We start from the raw sequence: 19,059 nt of genomic DNA, 5'->3' as shown, positions 1-19,059 counted from the left end.
GGACCGACCGAGGGCCGGCGATGCAACTGCTTGTGAGCTTCCAGCACGTTCGACCGCCGTCCCGGGCCGGACTTGGGTTCCTGGATCTGGGGACCGGCCGCTTCCGGATCGTGCTGGAATTGCCCCCGATCGGAGGGCGTTGCGATGGACTGCTCGGGCTGGCCCGATCGGATCGGATGCTCTTTGTCTCGGCGGGGCCGTTCCGGCATCTGGGAGAGGCGGAGCCGTCGCTCTTGATCTTCCGGGCCGAGGATCTGATGCCCGAGGCTCGCTATCGGCTTAACGGATTCGCAGACCTGACCGACCTGGAGTACCACGAGGGAACGCTTTACGTGCTCTCGTCCGGGACCGGGCAAATGGTCGCGTTCCGGGCGGATCGTGATCGGATCGAACCGGTGGAACGGTTTCTCTGGCGGCCCCGGCTGGCGGTCGAGGGGAAGGCCGATCCGGCCCTCCATGCACTGACCTTCTTCCGCAACGAACTGTATGTCTCGGCGAGCGATCGGGCCGGATTCGACGCCTATCTCTTCAACGTGACCCGAGACTCGCTGGCGGCTCGGGCCTTGCAAGATCCGCGATCGCTGGCAGTGGTGGGCAACTCCCTTTGCTACGCTGCGGGTCGGTTCGGGGCGGTGCATCAGCTTGACGCAGACCTGTCGCTCCGGAAATCGGCCGGGTTGGAGGGGAACGTCCGGGGGCTCTGTGCGGCCGACGATTCGCTCTTTGCCGCCTCGACGAACGAAGGACGCTGCGTGATCCATCGTTTGAACCGTGATGATCTGAGCCTTGAGGCGTCGATCCCCATTGAGGTTGAGGGGGTCGAGGTCGGGGGAATGCTGCCGATTGAGGGGGCCGGAGTTTGGCCCGATCCGCCGGAGCCGATCTGGTTCGAGATGTTCGGCGAGCCGATTTGATCGGGTCGCCGCCTTTTCAGGGCCGAGCCGATTGGCCAGAATGAGGGGCCGGACTCCTTCGGGCGTCCCGAACGTCCCGTCCCCGATGATTCTTGAGAGATCCCGTCATGGTGCCGATGCTGCTTGCGATGCTCGTGATCCTGGGTTCCGAAGCACCGTTGTCGATCATGAGCAGCCCGGTCGGCACCGGGCAGTCGGGTTTCTCGGGAGATGGAGGTCCGGCAAACCAGGCTCAGCTCAACGGGCCGTTCGACGTGACGTTCGATCGCGCCGGGAACCTCTACCTCTCCGACACGTTCAACCACCGTATCCGTCGCGTCGACGCGGAGACAGGGGTCATCACCACCGTCGCCGGGAGCGGCCGTCAGGGGTTCTCGGGAGACAATGGCCTGGCGACCGAAGCGAGCCTGAACGAACCGTACGGCGTCTGCCTCGACCGGCAGGGGAACCTCTATTTTGCCGACCGCCTGAATCGAAGGGTCCGCAAGGTGGATACCGCGGGGATCATCAGCACGATTGCAGGTAACGGAACGGAGTTTACCTCGGGAGATGGCGGTCCAGGGGCCTCGGCGGGCGTGGTGGAACCGAACGGCGTGGCGCTCGATCCGACCGAGTCGATCCTGTACATCGCCGACGTGTCCGGGCACCGCGTTCGGGCCGTCGATCTCGCTTCGGGGGTCATCCAGACCGTGGCCGGGACCGGCGACGGGAGACACTCGGGAGACGGTGGGCCGGCCCTGGCCGCGGCCTTGCATGGGCCTCGGGCCGTGGCGGTGGGGGAGGACGGAACCCTCTATATCCTGGAACGGAACGGGAACACCTTGCGGGAGGTTGTTGCCGGCTCCGCGTTGATCCGGACGATTGCCGGAACGGGGCGCAAAGGCTACTCCGGAGATGGTGGCCCGGCCCTCTCGGCAACCTTTGACGGCCCGAAGGAGCTGGCGCTTGCGGGAACCGTGATGCTGATCGTCGATACCGAGAACCAAGTGATCCGCCGAATCGACCTGACGAACGGTCGGATCACGACCGTCGCCGGCAGTGGCGTTCAGGGAGGGGCCGGCGACGGCGAGCCGGCCACCGACGCCCAGCTCGACCGTCCGCACGGCGTCGCCGTCGGCCCTGATGGCGGCATCGTCATCGGAGACACGAATAACCACCGCATCCGTCGCGTGGAACCAACGCCCTGAGGAATCTTCCGATCCTCGCGTGGTGTTGGTCCATTGCGTTCCATTCCTTCCTTCTCCTTCACCGAGTCCCGGCCCACCGACGATGACCGAGTCAGACACCCAGGCTTCGCTCGCCTCGAACGTGACGGCGACCGGGACCGAAGTCGAGTTTCCTCCGTTTGAACCGCATCCGATATTCCGGGGCGGGCATGCCCAGACGCTCGTCGGATTCCTGGCCAAAGGGAAGCCGATCGTCCTGCCGATGGTCGATCGCACGGAGCTGTTGCTCGACGACGGCGATCGGCTTGTGTTGCTCGAAAGCGCTCCGAGGAACTGCCCGGCCGATCGGCCGATTGTGGTGTTGGTGCATGGCCTGGCAGGGCATGCCGAGAGTGATTATCAGATCCGCTTTACCGATCGGTTGTTACGGCTCGGGCTGCGGGTGGTGCGGGTGAACCTGCGGAGCGCCGGCTCGGGCCTGGGGCTCTCGAAGGGGATCTATCACGGTGGGAGGAGCGAGGACATCCGGGCCGTGGCCGAGTACCTCGCCCGCCGATTCCCCGAGGCGCCGATCGGTCTGGTCGGGTTGTCGCTCGGGGGCAATATCGTCTTGAAGTTGGCCGGTGAGGCGGCCGATCGCCCGGTCCCGAACCTCGATTGCGTGCTTGCGGCCAATCCACCGATCGATCTGGCTGTTTGCTGCTCGAACATGAGGCGGTTTCCGCTGACCCTGTACGATCGGTTCTTCGTGCGGCAGTTGATTGCCGACATTCAGCGGTTGCACACCCTCGTCCCGGATCTGGGACCGGTGGATCTGGCCAAGGTGCGGTCGATGGTCGAATTCGACCAGCATTACACGGCCCCTCGGAACGGTTTTTCGGGGGCGATGGACTACTATCGCCAGGCCAGCGCGGCCCCCTTGATCCCGAGTATTCGAGTGCCTGGTTTGGTGGTTCACGCCCTGGACGACCCGTTTATTCCGGCCGAACCATTTTTTTCTGCAAATTTTCCGTGTCAAATCCGTCTGGAACTTGCTCAGAGGGGTGGACACCTCGGATTTGTCAGTCGGCAGCGTTGGGACACCGACCGCCGCTGGCTCGACGCCCGGTTTGCCGACTGGCTCGCCCGACGCTGGGGACGGTCAGTGGACGCGGCCGGGTTGTTGCTGATCCCGCATCAGAATCCCGAGGTCAGGACGACTCCCCCCCGGATCGAGAACCAGGCGCTCCCATGTCCCGATCGGACCACTCAGCCGACAAACTCTCCGCGGCCATTGAGGTCTTGAACCAGGTACGCGGGTCGATGCTCGACCAGATGGCGGACCAGGTTCTGACCATGGCCGACGATTTTGCCGACGGCGGCTTCCAGGTCAACGAGTTCCTGGAGATGCACGGCTCCCGACTGCACTTTCTCTGTCTGATGATCAGCCAGTTCGAGATGCTCCGGGAAACCCGGGTCTCGGAACAGAAGGCCCGGGCAAAAGCCTCGGAGCGGCAAAAGTCGGGCGAGCGGCGCACAAAGCGTCGTGAGGAACCCCTCGTGAATCCCGGAACCGAGGAATCACCTCGGACCCCGGGTGAGGAAACCGGGACCGAACCGTGAGTTCGGGTTCCGCAGTGTGTCTCGGAACCGCTCAGTTTGAGGAGCTGAGGGGTTCCGACGGCATGGCGCGATCAACTCGAGGCTCCGGAGAAGGCTCAGGGAGGGGCTGACTTCTCCGGGCTGCCCGCTTGGCCAGGCCAACCCAGGTAATCAGCAAGAGGGCGTTGACGGCAAAGGGGACGAGGAAGACAACCGCCGTGTCTCCCGATCGCCCGACCACGGCTCCGGCAAACAGGTTGCCTAACAAGGCGCCCAGGCCGGCGGTGATTACCGTATGAAGTCCCTGGGCCCCGGCCCGACGATGGGGAGGGGCCTGGCCGTCGAGGAACATCTGGCCGGCGATGGTGAAGCAGGCGATCCCGATGCCGTGCAGCGGGATGCCGACCAGCGCGACCCAGAGCGGAGGGTCGAGGGCCAGGGAGCCGTACCGGACGACCCAGGCGGCGATGCCGAGGGCCAGGGTTCCCCGGTCGCCGAAGCGTCGGAGCATCCAGGGCAAGGCCCAAAGGGCGGCGATCTCGGGCAATTGGCCGAGGGTCATGGCCGGAGCGATCCAGCGGCGAGGCAGGCCGATGCTCTCCAGGTAAGGCGGCTGAACCTGGAACATGTAGGGTAAGGTGAGCGTGACCCCGAAGGCGGTGATGAAGTAAAGCCCGACGATCGGTTTGCGCAGGAGCATTCGGGCGTCGGTCGCGGCCTCGGCCCATCCCCAACCGGAGCCAGACGAAGCCAGAGGAGGCGTTCGAGGAAGCCGGAGGCAAAAGATTGCCAGCACGGCGGCGAGCACAGCTCCGACGGCGAACCCCTCAGAGGCTCCTCGGGGGCCGTTGTCCGAGCCAGTCATCGCCATCGTCTGGGCCACGATCCAGCCGGCGACCATCCAGCCGATCGTTCCCCACAGGCGGACGCCGCCAAACTGGGCCCGGGGGCGGTCGAGGTTCCGCAGGGCGATCGTGTTCCCGAGACTCGAACCGGGGGCGACGATCACCCAGTAGATCAAAAAGAGGGTGAAGATGGGCACGGCCCCGCCGATCCATCCCGAGGCCATGACTCCCAGCAAGATCGCCGCCAGGGCGTACATGATCAGCATCAGGCGATCGGCCGCAACGCGACGATCGGCCAGTTGGCCGGCCCCAAGGGGCGCGGCCAGACTGCCCAGGGCGAACGTGGCGAAGATCCAGCCACGGGCTTCTCCGGAAAGGCCGAGATCCTTCAGATGGACCGCCAGTAACGGGAACCATGCTCCTTGAACGGCATAGAGCAGGCCCATCATGATTGCCAGTTGCCCGCGCACGATGACTCCTTTCCCCGAGTTCGACCCCGCAGAATACCGACATCATAGGAGAGGAGTGAAGGCCGACCCTGGCCTCTGCTTTGCAAGACCAGGGAAGAATCCCAACGTGCGACCGTCCGATTCCGAACGCGAGGGCGCAGCATCCTTGGTGGAACCCTCTTATCATCGAGTGGGTTCGCCGCCGGACTAAGCGGGCTGTCGATCCTCGCAACCGTGCTGCTTCTGGAGAGGCCAATGGCCGACATCGTCCTGATCAATCCGAAGTTCGAGATCTCGTACTGGGGTCTGGAGCATGCCTTGCCGTTGATGGGCAAGAAGGCCAACCTTCCGGTCGCCGCGTTGCCCTTGCTTGCCGCCCTGACGCCCGAGGAACACACGGTCACGCTCATCGACGAGAACGTCGAGCCGATCGACTACGAACGCTGTGCCAGGGCCGATCTGGTCGGCGTGACCGGCATGAGTGTGCAGCGGTTCCGGATGATCGAGATCCTCAAGGAGCTGAAGGCCCGCAACTGCTTCACGGTTGTCGGCGGTCCTTACGTGACGGTTCAGGAAGATTACTTCGATGGTCTGGCCGACGCCATCTTCATTGGCGAAGCCGAGCAGACCTGGCCGCAGTTCCTTCAGGAATGGGCGCAGGGGCTGCACCAGTACCGCTACGAGCAGACCGAGAAGTCGGACATGACCGCGGTGCCGACGCCGAAGTTCCACCTGATGAAGTCGAAGCATTATGCCTTCGGCTCGGTCCAGTTCTCGCGTGGCTGCCCGTTTCAGTGCGAGTTTTGCGACATCATCGTCACCTTCGGGCGTCGTCCCCGGATCAAGACCGCCGAGCAGGTGATCGCCGAACTGGACGCCGTGCATCGTGAAGGCTTGAAGATCGTCTTTGTGGTCGATGACAACCTGATCGGCAACAAGCGGGCGATCAAGCCGATTCTTCAGGCCGTCGTCGACTGGCAAAAGGCCAACGCCTACCCCCTGACCTTCTTCACCGAAGCCTCGCTCGACCTGGCCGACGACCCCGAGTTGATGGAGCTGATGGTCGAGGCCAACATTCTCTTTGTCTTTGTCGGCATCGAGACCCCGAACGAGGAGTCACTCAAGGAAACGAAGAAGCTCCAGAACCTCCGCAAAGGGGGGACGATCATCGAGAAGGTCCACCGGATTCAGGACGCCGGCATGGGGGTCTGGTGCGGCATGATCATGGGCTTCGACAACGACGATCCCTCGATCTTCGAAGCGCAACGCAAGTTCCTGCACGACGCGCGGATCACGACCTCGATGACCGGGATGCTCCACGCCATTCCCAAGACGCCGCTCTACGATCGCCTGCAAGCCGAAGGGCGCCTCGATCCCGACGACCGCCCGGCCTACGGGACGAACGTCATTCCGCTGAAGCTCTCGAGGCAGGAATTGCTCGACGGCTACATCCGGGTGATGAATGAGTTGTACGAACCCGACGCCTACTTCGAGCGGATGGAAGACCTGTTCATCCGAGGGAATCTCCAGCTTGGCCAGGGGCGGGTCCGCTGGTGGCGCAAGCATCGGCTGAGGCAACTGGCGACCGAGACGATGTGGCTTGGCCAGTCGATCGGCATGTTCCTGCTGCTGATGACCTCGGTGCCGGATCCGAAGCTCCGCCGCGAGTACCGCCGCCGCCTCTGGCGGTATCTGAAGCACCGGAAAAACCCAGGCATGGCCCTGGTGTACCTGCTTCACATTGCCATGCACTTCCACGCCTATACCCTGGCCCGATCGCTCCGAGAGGCGACCAGCCAGACCCGAACCCGTGGTGCGGCCGAGCGCGAACCCGTCCTGATCAACTCCTTCTGAGGCAACGCATCGATCCGACACGGTGCGAGGGTGGGACGATCCCGGCGGACGCCCGGATCGGCTCACCCTCACGTTTTTTTGAAGGGGACGGACAAATCGATTGAAGCGGGCCGGGCGATCATGCCGACGTTACGACTCAAGGCGTTCCGCGCCTCGGGGCGGCCCAGCCGGGTTGCCCGGTCGGTTCGTCGGTTTCGCTCCGGTCGTGCGCGATCACTCACGGTTGGAGCCGGCACGGAGGGACGCCCATGCTGCGGCGTTTCCGCGATCGATTGCTTGCTCGGCCTCCCGCGTCCGACACTCAACGTCGGGCCGATCACCGCCGTCGACCGAGTCTGGAGGGACTGGAAGGGCGGCAACTTCTTTCAACCGTTGCGCCGTCGGCGTCCGCCGCGGTTTCGAGCCCTGATCCGGGGGCCAATCAGTCGGGAGTGCCGGTGGTGGTGCGTTACACGTCGCTCCCACCGCTCCGGGCCTGGGCCGGTCAGGAATTTCAGGGGGTGGTGGCCTCGTTCATCTCCAACACGAGGTTTGCTCCGGATCGCCTGGCGGCATCGATCGACTGGGGCGATGGGCAGGCCAGCCTGGGGGCGGTCGAGCTCAGTCCCTGGGGCGGATTCAACATTCGGGGGGCTCATACCTACGCCTCGAACGTTCAGGGGCCGACCTGGGTGCGGATTGACCTGGTCGATGTCGAGACCGGCCAGTGGGTGACCGGGGTCGAGCAACGCGCGTTCGTGTCTCGTCCCTCGCCGACCCGTGCGGCCATGTTCGCCTCGGGAACTCAGGTGCCCGGTTCACAGTACGAGCCGACGGCTCGGGCTCAGCCGGCCCGGCTTCGCTTTGTTGAACGGCGGCAGCAATTCCACGACGCGTCCGATCGTTACGCACAAGGAACGGCCTCGGCCGAGGATCTCCGCTTCCTCCGGCAAGTCAGGAATTTCCAGGAAGAGCAGAACAAGGGGTTCTTCGAAAAGGTGGGAGACAGCTTCACCAGTGGCTGGCCCTTCTGAGGACCTGCGGATTGAGCGGCGAGGATGGTTTGCGGAAAGGCCCTGGATGGTGTGCTTCGGTGCACGATCCGGGGCGTTTTCGTTGGTCTCGGCACGAGGTTCGAGACAGGATCTCATCCCGGCCCGGACGGCTCGACTTGATTCCGAAGTCGCGACCTTACAATGATGGGGTTCAGTGTTCCGGGATCGAAGCGTCGAGAGGTTCTGCCGCCACCATGCCGATTGTTGAGGCCGAAAATCTGACCAAGACCTACCGGGTCTTCCAGAAGCGCGACGGTTTGGCCGGCGCGGTCCGAGGGTTGTTCCGTCGCGAATACCGCCAGGTGAAGGCGGTCGAGTCCATCTCGTTCGCCATCGAACCCGGAGAAATGGTCGCGTTCCTCGGTCCGAACGGTGCGGGGAAGACCACCACGCTCAAAATGCTCTCGGGCCTGATCTATCCGTCGGGAGGATCAGCTCAGGTGCTCGGGTTCACGCCGTCGGATCGGGTTGATCGCTTCCGCCGTCAGTTCGCGCTGGTGATGGGGCAGAAGAATCAGCTCTGGTGGGACCTGCCCGCGGCGGACAGCTTCGACCTCCACCGAGAGATCTACCAGCTTCCGTTGGCCGAGTACCGGGAGACGCTCGACGAGCTGACGACCCTGCTCGACGTGGCCCGCCTGACGCATCAGCCGGTCCGGGAACTGTCGCTCGGCGAACGGATGAAGATGGAGTTGATCGCCGCCTTGTTGCACCGTCCGCGGTTGCTCTTGCTCGACGAGCCGACCATTGGACTCGACGTGGTCGCTCAGGTCACCATCCAGCGCTGCCTGAAGGAGTACCATGCCCGGCGAGGGGTGACGATGCTGTTGACCTCGCACTACATGAGGGACGTGGAAGCCCTTTGCGATCGGGTCCTGGTGATCAATCACGGCCGCTTGATCTACGATGGCGACCTGCCGGGCCTGTCGAGCCGGTTCGGCCAATCGAAGCTCATCAAGCTCGAATTCGCCGAGGGGGAAGTGCCGTCGGACCTCTCCCGGTTTGGCGAGGTTGACCGGAACGAAGGAGGAGAGGCCGAGATCCGGGTCGATCGGTCGCGGGTGGCCGAGGTCCTCGGCGCGATCCTCGACCGCTACCGGGTGGCCGATGTGGTGGTGCAAGACCCGCCTCTTGAACAGGTGATTACCCGGGTCTTCCAGGAAGGTCGGGAAGGGGCAGATCATGACGCCGCCTGACCCGTCCGCGTCGAATCAACAGGCCGTCTCACTCGATCAGGCTTCCGGCGGCACTGAATCGGCTCCTGAACTGGCGGGAATTGGCAGTGGGCCGCTGGCTCCTCCGCAATACGGATGGGGCCCTTTGCTGCGGAAGTACGGCAAGATTTATCGCGTCTCGCTCGCCGAGCGCATGACCTATCGCGCCGATTTCCTCATTACCACCTTTTTCCGCTTTTTACCCACGCTGACCACGATCTTGCTCTGGAGCGCGATCTACGACGGTTCCGGGTCGTCGACCCTGGCGGGGTTCTCGTACGAACAGACGATTGCCTACTTGCTGATTGTGAACATCAGCCGGATGTTCTCCAGCATGCCGGGGCTGGCCGGGGGAATCGCCCGAGAAGTCCGTGACGGGACCCTGAAGAAGTATTTGATCCAACCGCTTGATCTGATCGGCTATCTGCTGTCGTATCGAATGGCGCACAAGACGGCTTATATCATTGGATCGGCCTTGCCGTACGCGGTGTTGTTCGGCATCTGCTACACCTTCTTCGTCGGCAACATCCCGACGGACCCGATGATCTGGCTGGCCTACGCGGTGTCTTTGGTGCTCGCCTTTTTGATCGGCTTCTTTTTCGAGGCGAGTGTAGGGATGGTCGGCTTCTGGTTCCTGGAAATCACGTCCATTCTCTGGGTGGTGATGACCTTGAACTTCTTCATCTCGGGTCAGATGCTGCCGCTCGACTTCCTCCCTCCCTTCTGGGCGGGCCTGCTGAAGATCCTCCCCTTCCAGTACATGGCGTATTTCCCGGCGGTGATCTTTCTGGGGAAAATGGAAGGAAGCGAACTGGTCGAGGGGTTACTGCTCGGTCTGTTCTGGGCCGTCTTCTTCGCGGTGCTCTGCCGGTGGCTCTATACGAAGGGCTTGAAGCAATACGGGGCGTATGGCGGATAACCACCGAGCCCAGGCCCAATGGTGCCGGAAATCGAACCCCGTCGACGAACGAAGCGGACTTATGGAGAAAAACATGAACGTTCGTTTTTGGTGTTTTGGGGTTATCGGTCTGACGCTTCTGGTCGTTGATGCGAGTTCGCTGAGAGGAGGAATCAAGGAGGATTTCCCTTACGATGTCATCCTCCAGAACGGCCGGGTGATCGATGGAACGGGCAACGCCTGGTTTTATGGAGATGTCGGGCTGAAGGGGGACCGGATCGCCCGGATTACCCCGGCGGGGATGCTCGACGGCATCGAGGCGACGGAACGGATCGACGCGACCGGCATGGTGATCGCTCCAGGGTTTATTGATATCCAGAGTCACTCGCGAGGGGCATTGCTCACCGGAGACGGCCGGGTGATCGGCAAGGTGACGCAGGGGGTGACGACCGAGATCATGGGGGAAGGAACCTCGAACGCGCCGAGCAAGGACCTGAAGGAATTCGACGTGCCGGGCGGCTTCGATCGCTGGCTCAAGGCGATGCAGGAGCATGGCGGGTCGGTCAACTTCGGCTCGTTCGTGGGGTCGGGGTCCGTTCGGAGCTACGTCAAGGGGATGACTCAGGGGCCCCCGACGGCGGAGGAGCTTGAGCAGATGCGCGTCCTGGTCCGGGACGCGATGGAAGGCGGGGCCTTCGGTCTGGCGTCGGCGTTGATCTATCCGCCCGATAGCTTTGTCGGGACGGAAGACCTGATCGAGTTGGCGAAGGTGATGGCGCCCTACGGAGGGGTTTATATCACGCACCTTCGATCGGAGGCTGACCAGTTTCTCGAAGCGATGGACGAGGCGATCCGGATCGGCCGCGAGGGAGGGGTTCCGGTCGAGATCTACCACCTGAAGGCCGCTGGTACGCGGAACTGGCCGAAGGCCATCCGGGCGATTGAGCGGATCAACGCTGCCCGAGCCGAAGGGCAGGATGTCAGTGCGAACATGTACCCGTACACTGCCGGGGGAACCGGCCTGACCGCGGCCCTGCCGCCGTGGGCGTCGGCCGATGGAAAGCTGTACGAGAATCTCGCCAATCCCGAGATGCGGGCGAAGATCAAGGAGGAGATCCTCAATCCGACCTCGGAGTGGGAGAACCTTGCCGAGCTTTCCGGGCCGGAGAACGTCATCGTGCTCGGCCTGACCAAGCCGGAAACGAAAGCCTTTGCCGGCAAGCGGCTCTCGGAGATCGCCAAGGCCCAGGGGAAGGACTGGATCGATGCGGCCATTGATCTGCTGATCCTCGAAGGACAACGAATCAGCACCATCTACATCATGATGAGTGAGGAAAACGTTGCGCTTCAGATGCAACAGCCCTGGATGAAGTTCGGCACCGACGCGGGAGGGCACGATCCGGAGAAGGCGACCGGCCTGGTGCATCCTCGATCGTACGGGACCTACCCGCGGATCCTGGGCAAGTATGTGCGGGAGGAAGGAGTCATTTCGCTGGAGGACGCGATCCGCAAGATGACCTCGGCGGTGGCCGATCGCCTGTCGATCCGGGACCGGGGATTGCTTCGGGAAGGGATGTATGCCGATGTGGTGATCTTCGATCCGGAGACGATCATCGACCGCGCAACGTACGAGGAACCGCACCAGCGTTCGGTCGGCGTTCGAGACGTGTTCGTCAACGGCCAGGCCGTGGTGCGGAACGGCGTCCACACCGGGGCCAAGCCGGGGATGATTGTCCGGGGGCCGGGCTACCGGGCGGATTGAGCGGCCAGCTGCTCCCGGAGCCGGTCGAAGGTAGACGGCGGGCCTTCGGCATCAAAGAGGAATCGCGTGGGCATGCCGACCACGCGACGGGCGCCGAGGCGGATCAGCTCGCGTTGGAACGAGGCGATCCGCCCGGCAGGTGCAAGCGCCGTCACGCGCCAGCAGGATCGGCCCCGCTCGTCCCAGGCTTCCCCACGGACGACGTGTTGCGCCCCTTGATGGGCGAGGAACGCCGAAACAGCGGCGGCCTGGTGCCCTTCCTCGGGGCCGCCGACGACTTCGAGCAGGAGCTGACTTTCCGAGGCCCGGACCCCGTCGAGGCCGTCGAGCAGGAGGGCGAGCGGACCGGTGTCACCCTCGTCAATCAGGCGCTGGAGGCTCGGCGCGTGGCCAATCAGGCAGGAGGCCGAATCGAGGACCTTGCCCCCCTCGATCTCCCGGAGCCGGTTGTCCTTCAAGGTCGTGCCCGAGCTGGTCAGGTCGACGATGATGTCGGAGATGCCGAGGGTCGGGTGCAGTTCGAGTGCGCCGTCGGAATGAATGATCTGATAATGATAAATGCCCCAGCGGCGGAAGTGGGCCTCGGTCAGGGTGCCGTACTTGGTCGAGACGCGGAAGGCCTTGCCGGAGTCCTTGAACTCGGTGGTCAGATCGACCAGATCGAGCATGTGCGTCACGTCGATCCAGCTTTCGGGCACGGCGACAACCAGGCGGCAACCGCCGTAACCAAGGTCGGCCTCGACGACGACGGCGTCGGTGGCTTCGTCCTGGTGCTCGGCGAAGACGTCCATGCCGGTGACGCCCAGGTGGCATCGGCCTTCCTGAACCTGCACGACGATGTCGGTCGGCCTCATGAACACGACATGAAAGCGCGGGTGGCCGCCGATGGTTGCCTCGTACTGGCGATCGCTCGCGCGCCGGACCTTGTAGCCGGCGGCCTTGAGCAGATCAACCGCCCCTTCGTACAGGTGCCCTTTCGAGGGGAGGGCGATGCGGATGGGGTCGATGGCGGGGTTCCCGTTCTCCTGGCTCATTGGGAGCGAGTCTCCAGCGCGTGATAGAGCCGCTCGACACCGAAGGCGAACCCGACGCCGTGGGGGTCGCGATCGCTCCCGAGGACGCGGGCGAGGCCATCGTATCGGCCACCGTGGCAGACGCCCAGGGGACCGGAGGGGGTCGAGATCGAGAGATCAAAAATCATTTGCGAGTAAAACCCGATGCCGTGTCCGAAGCCCAGGTCCAGCTCGATCCGTTCGGGAGGGATGCCACGGGCTTCCAGCACGTCGAGCATGGCGTAAAAACTTCGAATCGTGCCGGGGGCCAGCGCCGCGTAACCTTGCTCCAGCCCTTGAAGGACCTCAACGGCCGGCCCCCGAAGTTCGGCCAGGGCGTGGACGCGGTCGCGAACCCGTTCGAGCGTCGCGCCGAGCGAATGGCCGAGGGCCCATTTCTTGCGCAAGCGGCCGACGATCTCGTGCCCGGTGCGGCGTCCGGTGACTCGGGGAACAAGATGGCGAAAGAGACGATCGACGCCGGGATCATCGGCCCGGTCGATGGCGGGCAGGACCGACTCGGCCTCCTGTTCGGCATCACCCTGGAGCCATCCGGACAGGCGTTCGAGGGCCGATTCCAGGGCCCGAACATTCCTCCCTTCGGCGGCGGCGTCGCTCAAGTGCTCAACCAGTGAGGAGACGGCGGCGGTGGGGAGTCCGCAGCGTTCCAGGACCTCGACGATCAAACCCGTATGGCCGACCCGGACGGTCACGTCGTCCAGGCCGACGGCCTTCGCGGCGTCGATTGCCAGGGCGATCACCTCGGCATCGGCTTCCGGGCCGGCTGCGCCCAGCAGTTCGACCCCGGCCTGAGTGAATTCCCGGTAGCGGGTCGGCCCCGGGTCGCGTTCGAACCGGAAGACGGGGCCGGAGGAGCAGACGCGCCAGGGAAGGGGAGCGGGTTCGGGGGCGTCGATGTACGCCCGAACGACGCTGGCGGTCAACTCGGGGCGGAGGCAGAGGCGGCCGGGTCCGTCGGCCAGCTCGAACAGTTTCGAGACGATCGAGGCGCCGCTTTTGCGCTCATGAAGTTCGGTGACTTCGAGGATCGGAGTGCGAATCGCTTCGAAACCGGCCGCGGCGAAGTGATCCATCAGGGTCCGTTCGAGCCGGGCGATGGCGGCGAAATCGCCAGGCATCCAGTCCCGGGTGCCGCGGACCTGAGCGATCGGGGCTTCGCGGTGAGCCACCGGGTCAGGAACGGTTGCGGAGGGTTCGGCGGTCATGGCGGGTCTGGGGTCCGGGATCGGTCGAGGTTGCAACGTTCGCCAGGGCAAACACGACGAAACGGATCAACCTCTGGGGCCGGGCGGGATGGGTTCTTGGGATGCGTTCTGCTCAAGGATGCCCAGAGCGCTTCGGATCGAGTCTTCGAGCGTGGACCAGGCGAGCCCCTTGTCTTCGTGCCGGGTGGCGAGGATGCGGAGGTTGAAGACCTGCTTCGCGTCCTCGTCGGGGCCGACGATGACGGCGAGCGTGTGGCCTCGGGTCGAGCCGTAGCCCATCTGCTTGCCGATCGAGATGGGCTCGGGGTAAACCTCGGCCCCGATTCCGGCCGCTCGAAGGCGAGCGGCGAGGCGAACCGGGGTACTCGGGTTGACCCCTGGGAACTGGGCGACGAGGACCGGAACCGTGGTGGCCGAGGTGGGGAGCCGCTTCGCTTCTTCCATCAAGGCGATCAGGCGGTCGAGGCCGATCGAGGCCCCGACACCGGGCAAGCGTCGCTTGATATAAAGACTCGCCAGGTCATCGTAACGGCCGCCGGAGCTGATCGAGCCGAAGCGTTCCCAGCCGTCAACGGTCGTTTCGAAGACGATGCCGGTGTAATAGTCGAGGCCGCGAGCAAGGCCGAGGTCGATCGTCAGCCGGTGTTGCGGAACTCCGGCGGCATCGAGCAAGTCAAGCACCTGACGGAGGTTGGCAATCCCCTCGGCGGCGGTCACGTGCGAGCCGAGGCGGCTCTCGGCCATTGGCAGGACGGTCTGACCGCGGCCTTTGCCCTGTTCGACGAAGTCGAGCAGCGAGCGGGCGTGATCGTCCGAGAGAGAGTCGCCGGTCGATTCGGTGGCGGTCAACTCGCTGAGCACACCGTCCCGGCCGATCTTGCCGAGCTTGTCGAGGGCCCGGAGCACGGCGGCCTTGCGGTCGATGACGCCGAATGAGTCGAGCAGGCCATCGAGGATCTTGCGATTGTTCAGGCAGAGGGTGAAGCCGTCGAGGCCGATGGCTGTCAGCGAATCATGGATGACCTGCGCGGTTTCGGCATCGGCCACGACGCTCTCGGTGCCGACGGTGTCGAAATCACATTGGGTGAACTCCCGGAATCGGCCCTTGGCGGGACGCTCGCCGCGAAAGACCGAGCCGATTGCATAGCGCTTGAACGGAGTGCCGAGCTGATCGACGTGCCGGGCGACGAACCGGGCAAGAGGGACGGTCAGGTCGAACCGCAGGGCAAGCTCGCCAGGGGTGCCCCCTTTGTTCGTGACCTCGAAGATCTGCCGGAGGACTTCGTCCGAGCCGGCCCCCTTGCCGGTGAGGACCTCCATGCGTTCGATATGGGGCGTCTCGATCGGCACAAAACCGAACGAGGCGAACGTCTTGCGCAAGGTCTCCAGCATCCGCTCGCGCGGGATCATGGCCGAGGGGGGGATGTCCCGCAACCCGCTGGCAACGCGGGGATCGATCATCGGTCGGAGGTCCTGAGGGTTCGGAGATCGGCAATCGAATGGCGAGCATTGTAGCAAGGTGCGCCCGAGATTCCCAACCGGACGAAGATTGCTCGACGTTTGAAGCTCGGGCGTTGATCCCGGACGCCGGGCGAGACACACTGAGGAACGCGGGTCGTCCCCAGGATGTTCAGACATCGGCCGCGAGGTGCCGGTGCGCACCACGATCGGGTTCAGGCGAGGTTCTCGCCGGAATCGACTTCAGGAGTCGCTTCGATGAAGCTCGCGCAGGGCTGGACGGTCATTGAAAACGGGCAGCTCATCGACGGAACCGGAGCCCCGGCGGTGCCCGATGGCACGGTGGTGATCGAAAACGGTCGCATCGCGTATGCCGGCCCCCGGGCCAAGATGCCCCCGGACCTGGCGCCGCCGAACGCCGAGCGGATCGACGCCCGAGGCGGCACGATCATGCCGGGGCTGGTCGAGGCCCACTTTCATCCGACCTATTTCAATGTGGCCGAGCTGGCCGACCTCGACATCAAGTATCCGGTCGAATATGTGACGATTCTCGCCTGTGCCAACGCCAAGCTCGCGCTCGAATGCGGCTACACTGCGGCCCGGAGCGGCGGCAGCCTCCACAATATCGACGTCTGGATGAAGAAAGCGATTGAGGAGGATCTCATTCCCGGCCCTCGACTGGCGGCCAGTGGTCGGGAAATCTGCGGCGCGGGCGGTCTGATGGACTGGAACCCGGATCACATGAAGCTTGGCATGGAGGGCCTGATCCTCCTGATCAATGGTCCCGAGGAAGGACGCAGGGCGGTCCGGAAACTCGTCAAAGATGGGGTCGAGTGGATCAAGACCTATCCGACGGGGGATGCCGCCGCCCCTGACACTGCCGATCATCACACCCTTTGCATGACCTTCGACGAGATGGCGGCCGTGGTCTCCGAAGCCCACAACTACCGCCGCAAGGTCACCGGCCATTGTCGGGCGACCGAAGGCATCAAGAACGCCCTCCGGGCAGGGTTCGACTGCCTGGAACATGGCACCTTCATGGATCAGGAGGCACTCGATCTCTTGCTGGAACGTGACGTTCCGGTGGTGCCGGCCTTGCAATTCGAGTACGCGAGCGTCGTCAAGGGACCGGAACTCGGCATGCCGCAAGCGGTGGTGGACGGGCACCAAGAAACCCTCGACGGCGGGGCGGAAAGCGCTCGAATGATCCTCAAGGCCGGCGGGCGGATCGGCATGGGGGGCGACTACGGTTTCGCCTGGAATCCTCACGGAGACTATGCCAAGGAGCTAACGTTCTTCGTCGAGCATGTTGGGTATACCCCAATGGAAACGATCACCTGCGCCACCAAGACCGGGGCCGAGATCATGGGCCGAGCCGACGAGTTCGGCACGCTCGAACCCGGCAAGCTGGCCGATGTGCTGGTGGTTGAGGGAGACGTGCTCGGCAACATTCGGCTGCTGGAAGATCGCTCCCGGTTCCTGGCCGTTATGCAAGGAGGAGTGATCAAGGCCGGTCGACTGGCCGGAGGATCGCCCGATCGCTCCCTGGGAACGGAACCAGAGGCTGCGATCGGTTCGGCGTCTTGAGCTGCGGATGACCTGGTGGCGAGTCGGCCGACTGGCCTTTACGGCGCGACGGCCGATTCGATCTAATTGGTCTTTGCGGATAGTCTCGGGTCGTCGCGACCTGGAAGCTGTCCGGTGTGTTCGTCTCGCAAAGCACCTTTCCGTCGAGCCTTTGCAACTGGGATCGTCGATGCCGCCTCAGTACATTTTCTCCATTGAACGTCTGTCGAAAAATCACGGGAAGAAAGAGGTCCTGAAGGACATCACCTTGATGTTCTATCCGGGGGCGAAGATCGGCGTCCTCGGTCCGAACGGGGCGGGCAAGAGTACCTTGCTGCGCATCATGGCCGGCGAGGAATCCGAGTATCTGGGCGTGGCCCGGCCCGCTCCCGGCGCGACGATCGGCTACCTGTCTCAGGAACCGATGCTCAACCCCGAGAAGGATGTGCTCGGGAACGTTGAGGAAGCCGTTGCTCCGCTCCGGGCCTTGCTCAAGCGGTATGATGAAATCAATATGCGCCTTGGAGAAGGTCCCGACGCCGACGAGATGGACGCATTGCTCAACGAACAGGCCGATGTGCAGGACGGCATCGAGGCCGCGAACGGCTGGGAACTGGACCGCCGCCTCGAAATCGCCATGGATGCCATGCGGCTGCCACCGAGCGATGCTGACGTCTCGACCCTCTCGGGTGGTGAGCGCCGCCGCGTCGCGCTCTGCAAGATCTTGCTCCAGCGGCCCGATATCCTCCTGCTCGACGAGCCGACGAACCACCTTGACGCCGACAGCGTCCTGTGGCTCGAACGAGCCTTGCAGGAATATCCGGGGATGGTCGTGGCTGTGACCCACGACCGCTACTTCCTCGACAACGTCGCGCAGTGGATCCTGGAGCTCGACCGCGGCCGGGGCATCCCCTTCGAGGGCAATTACACCGGCTGGCTCGAACAGAAGCAGGCTCGGCTCGAAAAAGAGGAGAAGCAGGACCGCTCCCGAAAGAAGACCCTGGAACGCGAGCTGGAGTGGATCCGGATGTCTCCCCGGGCCCGCGTCTCCAAGAATCGCGCCCGAATCCAGCGATACGAGCAACTGGCGGCCGAGGAGGCCGAACGCCGGGACGAGCCGGTCACGATTCAGATCCCCCCGGGGCCTCACCTGGGGGATCTCGTGGTCGAGGCCGAAGGGGTCTCCAAGGCATTTGGCGACCGCATCCTGTTCGAGAACCTAAATTTCCGGCTCCCGCCGGGTGGCATTGTCGGGGTGATCGGCCCCAATGGGGCGGGCAAGACCACCTTGTTCCGCATGATTGTTGGCCAGGAGAAACCCGACTCCGGGACGCTCCGGGTCGGTGACACGGTCAAGCTCTCCTACGTCGACCAGAACCGCGATGCGCTCGACCCGGACAAGACGATCTTTCAGGAGATCAGCGGCGGGCTCGATCAGATCGAGCTGGGCAAGCGAAAGGTGCCATCGCGAGCCTATGTCTCCTGGTTCAACTTCCGGGGGCCGGATCAGGAGAAGAAGGTCGGTAGGCTTTCCGGCGGCGAACGGAATCGGGTCCACCTGGCCAAGCTGTTGACGACTGGCGGCAACCTCTTGCTGCTCGACGAGCCGTCGAACGATCTGGACGTGGATACGTTACGGGCGCTCGAAGACGCCTTGCTCGACTTCTCCGGCTGTGCCGTGGTTATCAGCCACGACCGATGGTTCCTCGACCGCATCGCCACCCATATCCTTGCGTTCGAAGGGGATAGTCAGGTGGTTTGGTGCGACGGGAACTATGAAACCTATCTCGATCAGCGCCGGGAACGGCTCGGCATCGAGGCCGACCAGCCGCACCGGATCAAGTACAAGAGTCTTGTCCGAGGCTGAGCGGTTTTTGCCCTTCCCGATTGGTGACGAGGCCCGCTTGCGATCGGTCTGAGCAGGTGGGCTCGTCGCTCGGCGTGCGAGCGCCTAGAACATTCTGGAAGTTCTGGATCGGCTCTTTCGTGGCGAGGGCGGGTTTCCACTGTGAGCCTTCCGAGTGTTCGCAACGAAGAGCG

Annotated in this window: 15 protein-coding genes; 11 read left to right on the top strand and 4 right to left on the bottom strand. The window is 63.9% G+C overall.

Annotated features, from left to right (window positions below):
* The first annotated feature begins 20 nt into the window (after positions 1-20).
* From GA615_RS04560 to GA615_RS04545, 4 genes are all read left to right on the top strand, one after another.
* The gene (locus GA615_RS04560; protein WP_152050068.1) at positions 21-914 is read left to right on the top strand and encodes a hypothetical protein; all 894 of its coding nucleotides are present in this window, start codon (positions 21-23) and stop codon (positions 912-914) included.
* Between the two features lie 107 nt (positions 915-1,021).
* The gene (locus GA615_RS04555) at positions 1,022-2,101 is read left to right on the top strand and encodes an NHL domain-containing protein (RefSeq protein ID WP_152050067.1); all 1,080 of its coding nucleotides are present in this window, start codon (positions 1,022-1,024) and stop codon (positions 2,099-2,101) included.
* 82 nt (positions 2,102-2,183) lie between these two features.
* Positions 2,184-3,365 (top strand): YheT family hydrolase, encoded by a 1,182-nt coding sequence (locus GA615_RS04550; protein WP_152050066.1) that lies wholly within the window; start codon positions 2,184-2,186, stop codon positions 3,363-3,365.
* 29 nt (positions 3,366-3,394) lie between these two features.
* Positions 3,395-3,682, top strand: a complete 288-nt coding sequence (locus GA615_RS04545; RefSeq protein WP_161602169.1) for a hypothetical protein — start codon at positions 3,395-3,397, stop codon at positions 3,680-3,682.
* Between the two features lie 31 nt (positions 3,683-3,713).
* On the opposite strand, the gene GA615_RS04540 is transcribed toward GA615_RS04545, so the two are convergent.
* Positions 3,714-4,976 carry an MFS transporter gene (locus GA615_RS04540; RefSeq protein ID WP_152050064.1) on the bottom strand — a complete coding sequence of 421 codons (1,263 nt, stop codon included), beginning with the start codon at positions 4,974-4,976 and terminating at the stop codon, positions 3,714-3,716.
* 234 nt (positions 4,977-5,210) lie between these two features.
* On the opposite strand from GA615_RS04540, the gene GA615_RS04535 reads away from it, so the two are divergent.
* The 5 genes from GA615_RS04535 to GA615_RS04515 all read left to right on the top strand — a co-directional run bounded on the left by GA615_RS04535 (position 5,211) and on the right by GA615_RS04515 (position 11,717).
* Positions 5,211-6,809, top strand: coding sequence for a B12-binding domain-containing radical SAM protein (locus tag GA615_RS04535; protein WP_152050063.1), 1,599 nt, complete (start codon positions 5,211-5,213; stop codon positions 6,807-6,809).
* A gap of 248 nt (positions 6,810-7,057) precedes the next feature.
* Positions 7,058-7,822: a hypothetical protein gene (locus tag GA615_RS04530; RefSeq protein ID WP_152050062.1), complete on the top strand. Its 765-nt coding sequence runs from the start codon at positions 7,058-7,060 to the stop codon at positions 7,820-7,822.
* A 215-nt stretch (positions 7,823-8,037) separates the two neighbouring features.
* Complete coding sequence (locus GA615_RS04525) at positions 8,038-9,039, top strand: ABC transporter ATP-binding protein (protein ID WP_152050061.1); 1,002 nt, start codon at positions 8,038-8,040, stop codon at positions 9,037-9,039.
* Positions 9,026-9,976, top strand: a complete 951-nt coding sequence (locus GA615_RS04520; protein ID WP_152050060.1) for an ABC transporter permease — start codon at positions 9,026-9,028, stop codon at positions 9,974-9,976. The genes GA615_RS04525 and GA615_RS04520 overlap by 14 nt, the downstream gene beginning before the upstream one ends.
* A 73-nt stretch (positions 9,977-10,049) precedes the next feature.
* Positions 10,050-11,717 carry an N-acyl-D-amino-acid deacylase family protein gene (locus tag GA615_RS04515; protein WP_152050059.1) on the top strand — a complete coding sequence of 556 codons (1,668 nt, stop codon included), beginning with the start codon at positions 10,050-10,052 and terminating at the stop codon, positions 11,715-11,717.
* Here GA615_RS04515 and hisG read toward each other — a convergent pair.
* The 3 genes from hisG to hisS all read right to left on the bottom strand — a co-directional run bounded on the left by hisG (position 11,702) and on the right by hisS (position 15,456).
* Positions 11,702-12,751, bottom strand: coding sequence for an ATP phosphoribosyltransferase (hisG, locus tag GA615_RS04510; RefSeq protein WP_152050058.1), 1,050 nt, complete (start codon positions 12,749-12,751; stop codon positions 11,702-11,704). The two genes, GA615_RS04515 and hisG, sit on opposite strands and share 16 nt — an antisense overlap.
* Positions 12,748-13,995: an ATP phosphoribosyltransferase regulatory subunit gene (locus GA615_RS04505; RefSeq protein ID WP_152050057.1), complete on the bottom strand. Its 1,248-nt coding sequence runs from the start codon at positions 13,993-13,995 to the stop codon at positions 12,748-12,750. Before GA615_RS04505 ends, hisG begins: the two co-directional genes overlap by 4 nt.
* 66 nt (positions 13,996-14,061) lie before the next feature.
* Positions 14,062-15,456, bottom strand: coding sequence for a histidine--tRNA ligase (hisS, locus tag GA615_RS04500; protein ID WP_152050056.1), 1,395 nt, complete (start codon positions 15,454-15,456; stop codon positions 14,062-14,064).
* Positions 15,457-15,711: 255 nt separating this feature from the next.
* On the opposite strand from hisS, the gene GA615_RS04495 reads away from it, so the two are divergent.
* The gene (locus tag GA615_RS04495) at positions 15,712-17,040 is read left to right on the top strand and encodes a metal-dependent hydrolase family protein (protein WP_152050055.1); all 1,329 of its coding nucleotides are present in this window, start codon (positions 15,712-15,714) and stop codon (positions 17,038-17,040) included.
* Positions 17,041-17,209: 169 nt separating this feature from the next.
* On the top strand, positions 17,210-18,886 hold the full coding sequence (ettA, locus tag GA615_RS04490) for an energy-dependent translational throttle protein EttA (protein ID WP_152050054.1): 1,677 nt from the start codon (positions 17,210-17,212) through the stop codon (positions 18,884-18,886).
* Positions 18,887-19,059 lie beyond the last annotated feature (173 nt).

The organism is Tautonia marina, from assembly GCF_009177065.1.
GTDB classification, from domain to species: Bacteria; Planctomycetota; Planctomycetia; order Isosphaerales; family Isosphaeraceae; genus Tautonia; species Tautonia marina.
The sequence above is the reverse complement of the archived record's forward strand: the minus strand, read 5'-3'. Positions and strand labels throughout refer to the sequence as shown.

Bases quoted from the DNA above. Each gene is read 5' to 3' on its own strand.
- GA615_RS04535 (WP_152050063.1), top strand. From the start codon at position 5,211: ATGGCCGACATCGTCCTGATCAATCCGAAGTTCGAGATCTCGTACTGG.
- hisG (WP_152050058.1), bottom strand. From the start codon at position 12,751: ATGAGCCAGGAGAACGGGAACCCCGCCATCGACCCCATCCGCATCGCC.
- GA615_RS04560 (WP_152050068.1), top strand. From the start codon at position 21: ATGCAACTGCTTGTGAGCTTCCAGCACGTTCGACCGCCGTCCCGGGCC.
- GA615_RS04505 (WP_152050057.1), bottom strand. From the start codon at position 13,995: ATGACCGCCGAACCCTCCGCAACCGTTCCTGACCCGGTGGCTCACCGC.
- GA615_RS04515 (WP_152050059.1), top strand. From the start codon at position 10,050: ATGAACGTTCGTTTTTGGTGTTTTGGGGTTATCGGTCTGACGCTTCTG.
- GA615_RS04525 (WP_152050061.1), top strand. From the start codon at position 8,038: ATGCCGATTGTTGAGGCCGAAAATCTGACCAAGACCTACCGGGTCTTC.
- GA615_RS04495 (WP_152050055.1), top strand. From the start codon at position 15,712: ATGAAGCTCGCGCAGGGCTGGACGGTCATTGAAAACGGGCAGCTCATC.
- GA615_RS04555 (WP_152050067.1), top strand. From the start codon at position 1,022: ATGGTGCCGATGCTGCTTGCGATGCTCGTGATCCTGGGTTCCGAAGCA.
- hisS (WP_152050056.1), bottom strand. From the start codon at position 15,456: ATGATCGATCCCCGCGTTGCCAGCGGGTTGCGGGACATCCCCCCCTCG.
- GA615_RS04550 (WP_152050066.1), top strand. From the start codon at position 2,184: ATGACCGAGTCAGACACCCAGGCTTCGCTCGCCTCGAACGTGACGGCG.
- ettA (WP_152050054.1), top strand. From the start codon at position 17,210: ATGCCGCCTCAGTACATTTTCTCCATTGAACGTCTGTCGAAAAATCAC.
- GA615_RS04545 (WP_161602169.1), top strand. From the start codon at position 3,395: ATGGCGGACCAGGTTCTGACCATGGCCGACGATTTTGCCGACGGCGGC.
- GA615_RS04530 (WP_152050062.1), top strand. From the start codon at position 7,058: ATGCTGCGGCGTTTCCGCGATCGATTGCTTGCTCGGCCTCCCGCGTCC.
- GA615_RS04520 (WP_152050060.1), top strand. From the start codon at position 9,026: ATGACGCCGCCTGACCCGTCCGCGTCGAATCAACAGGCCGTCTCACTC.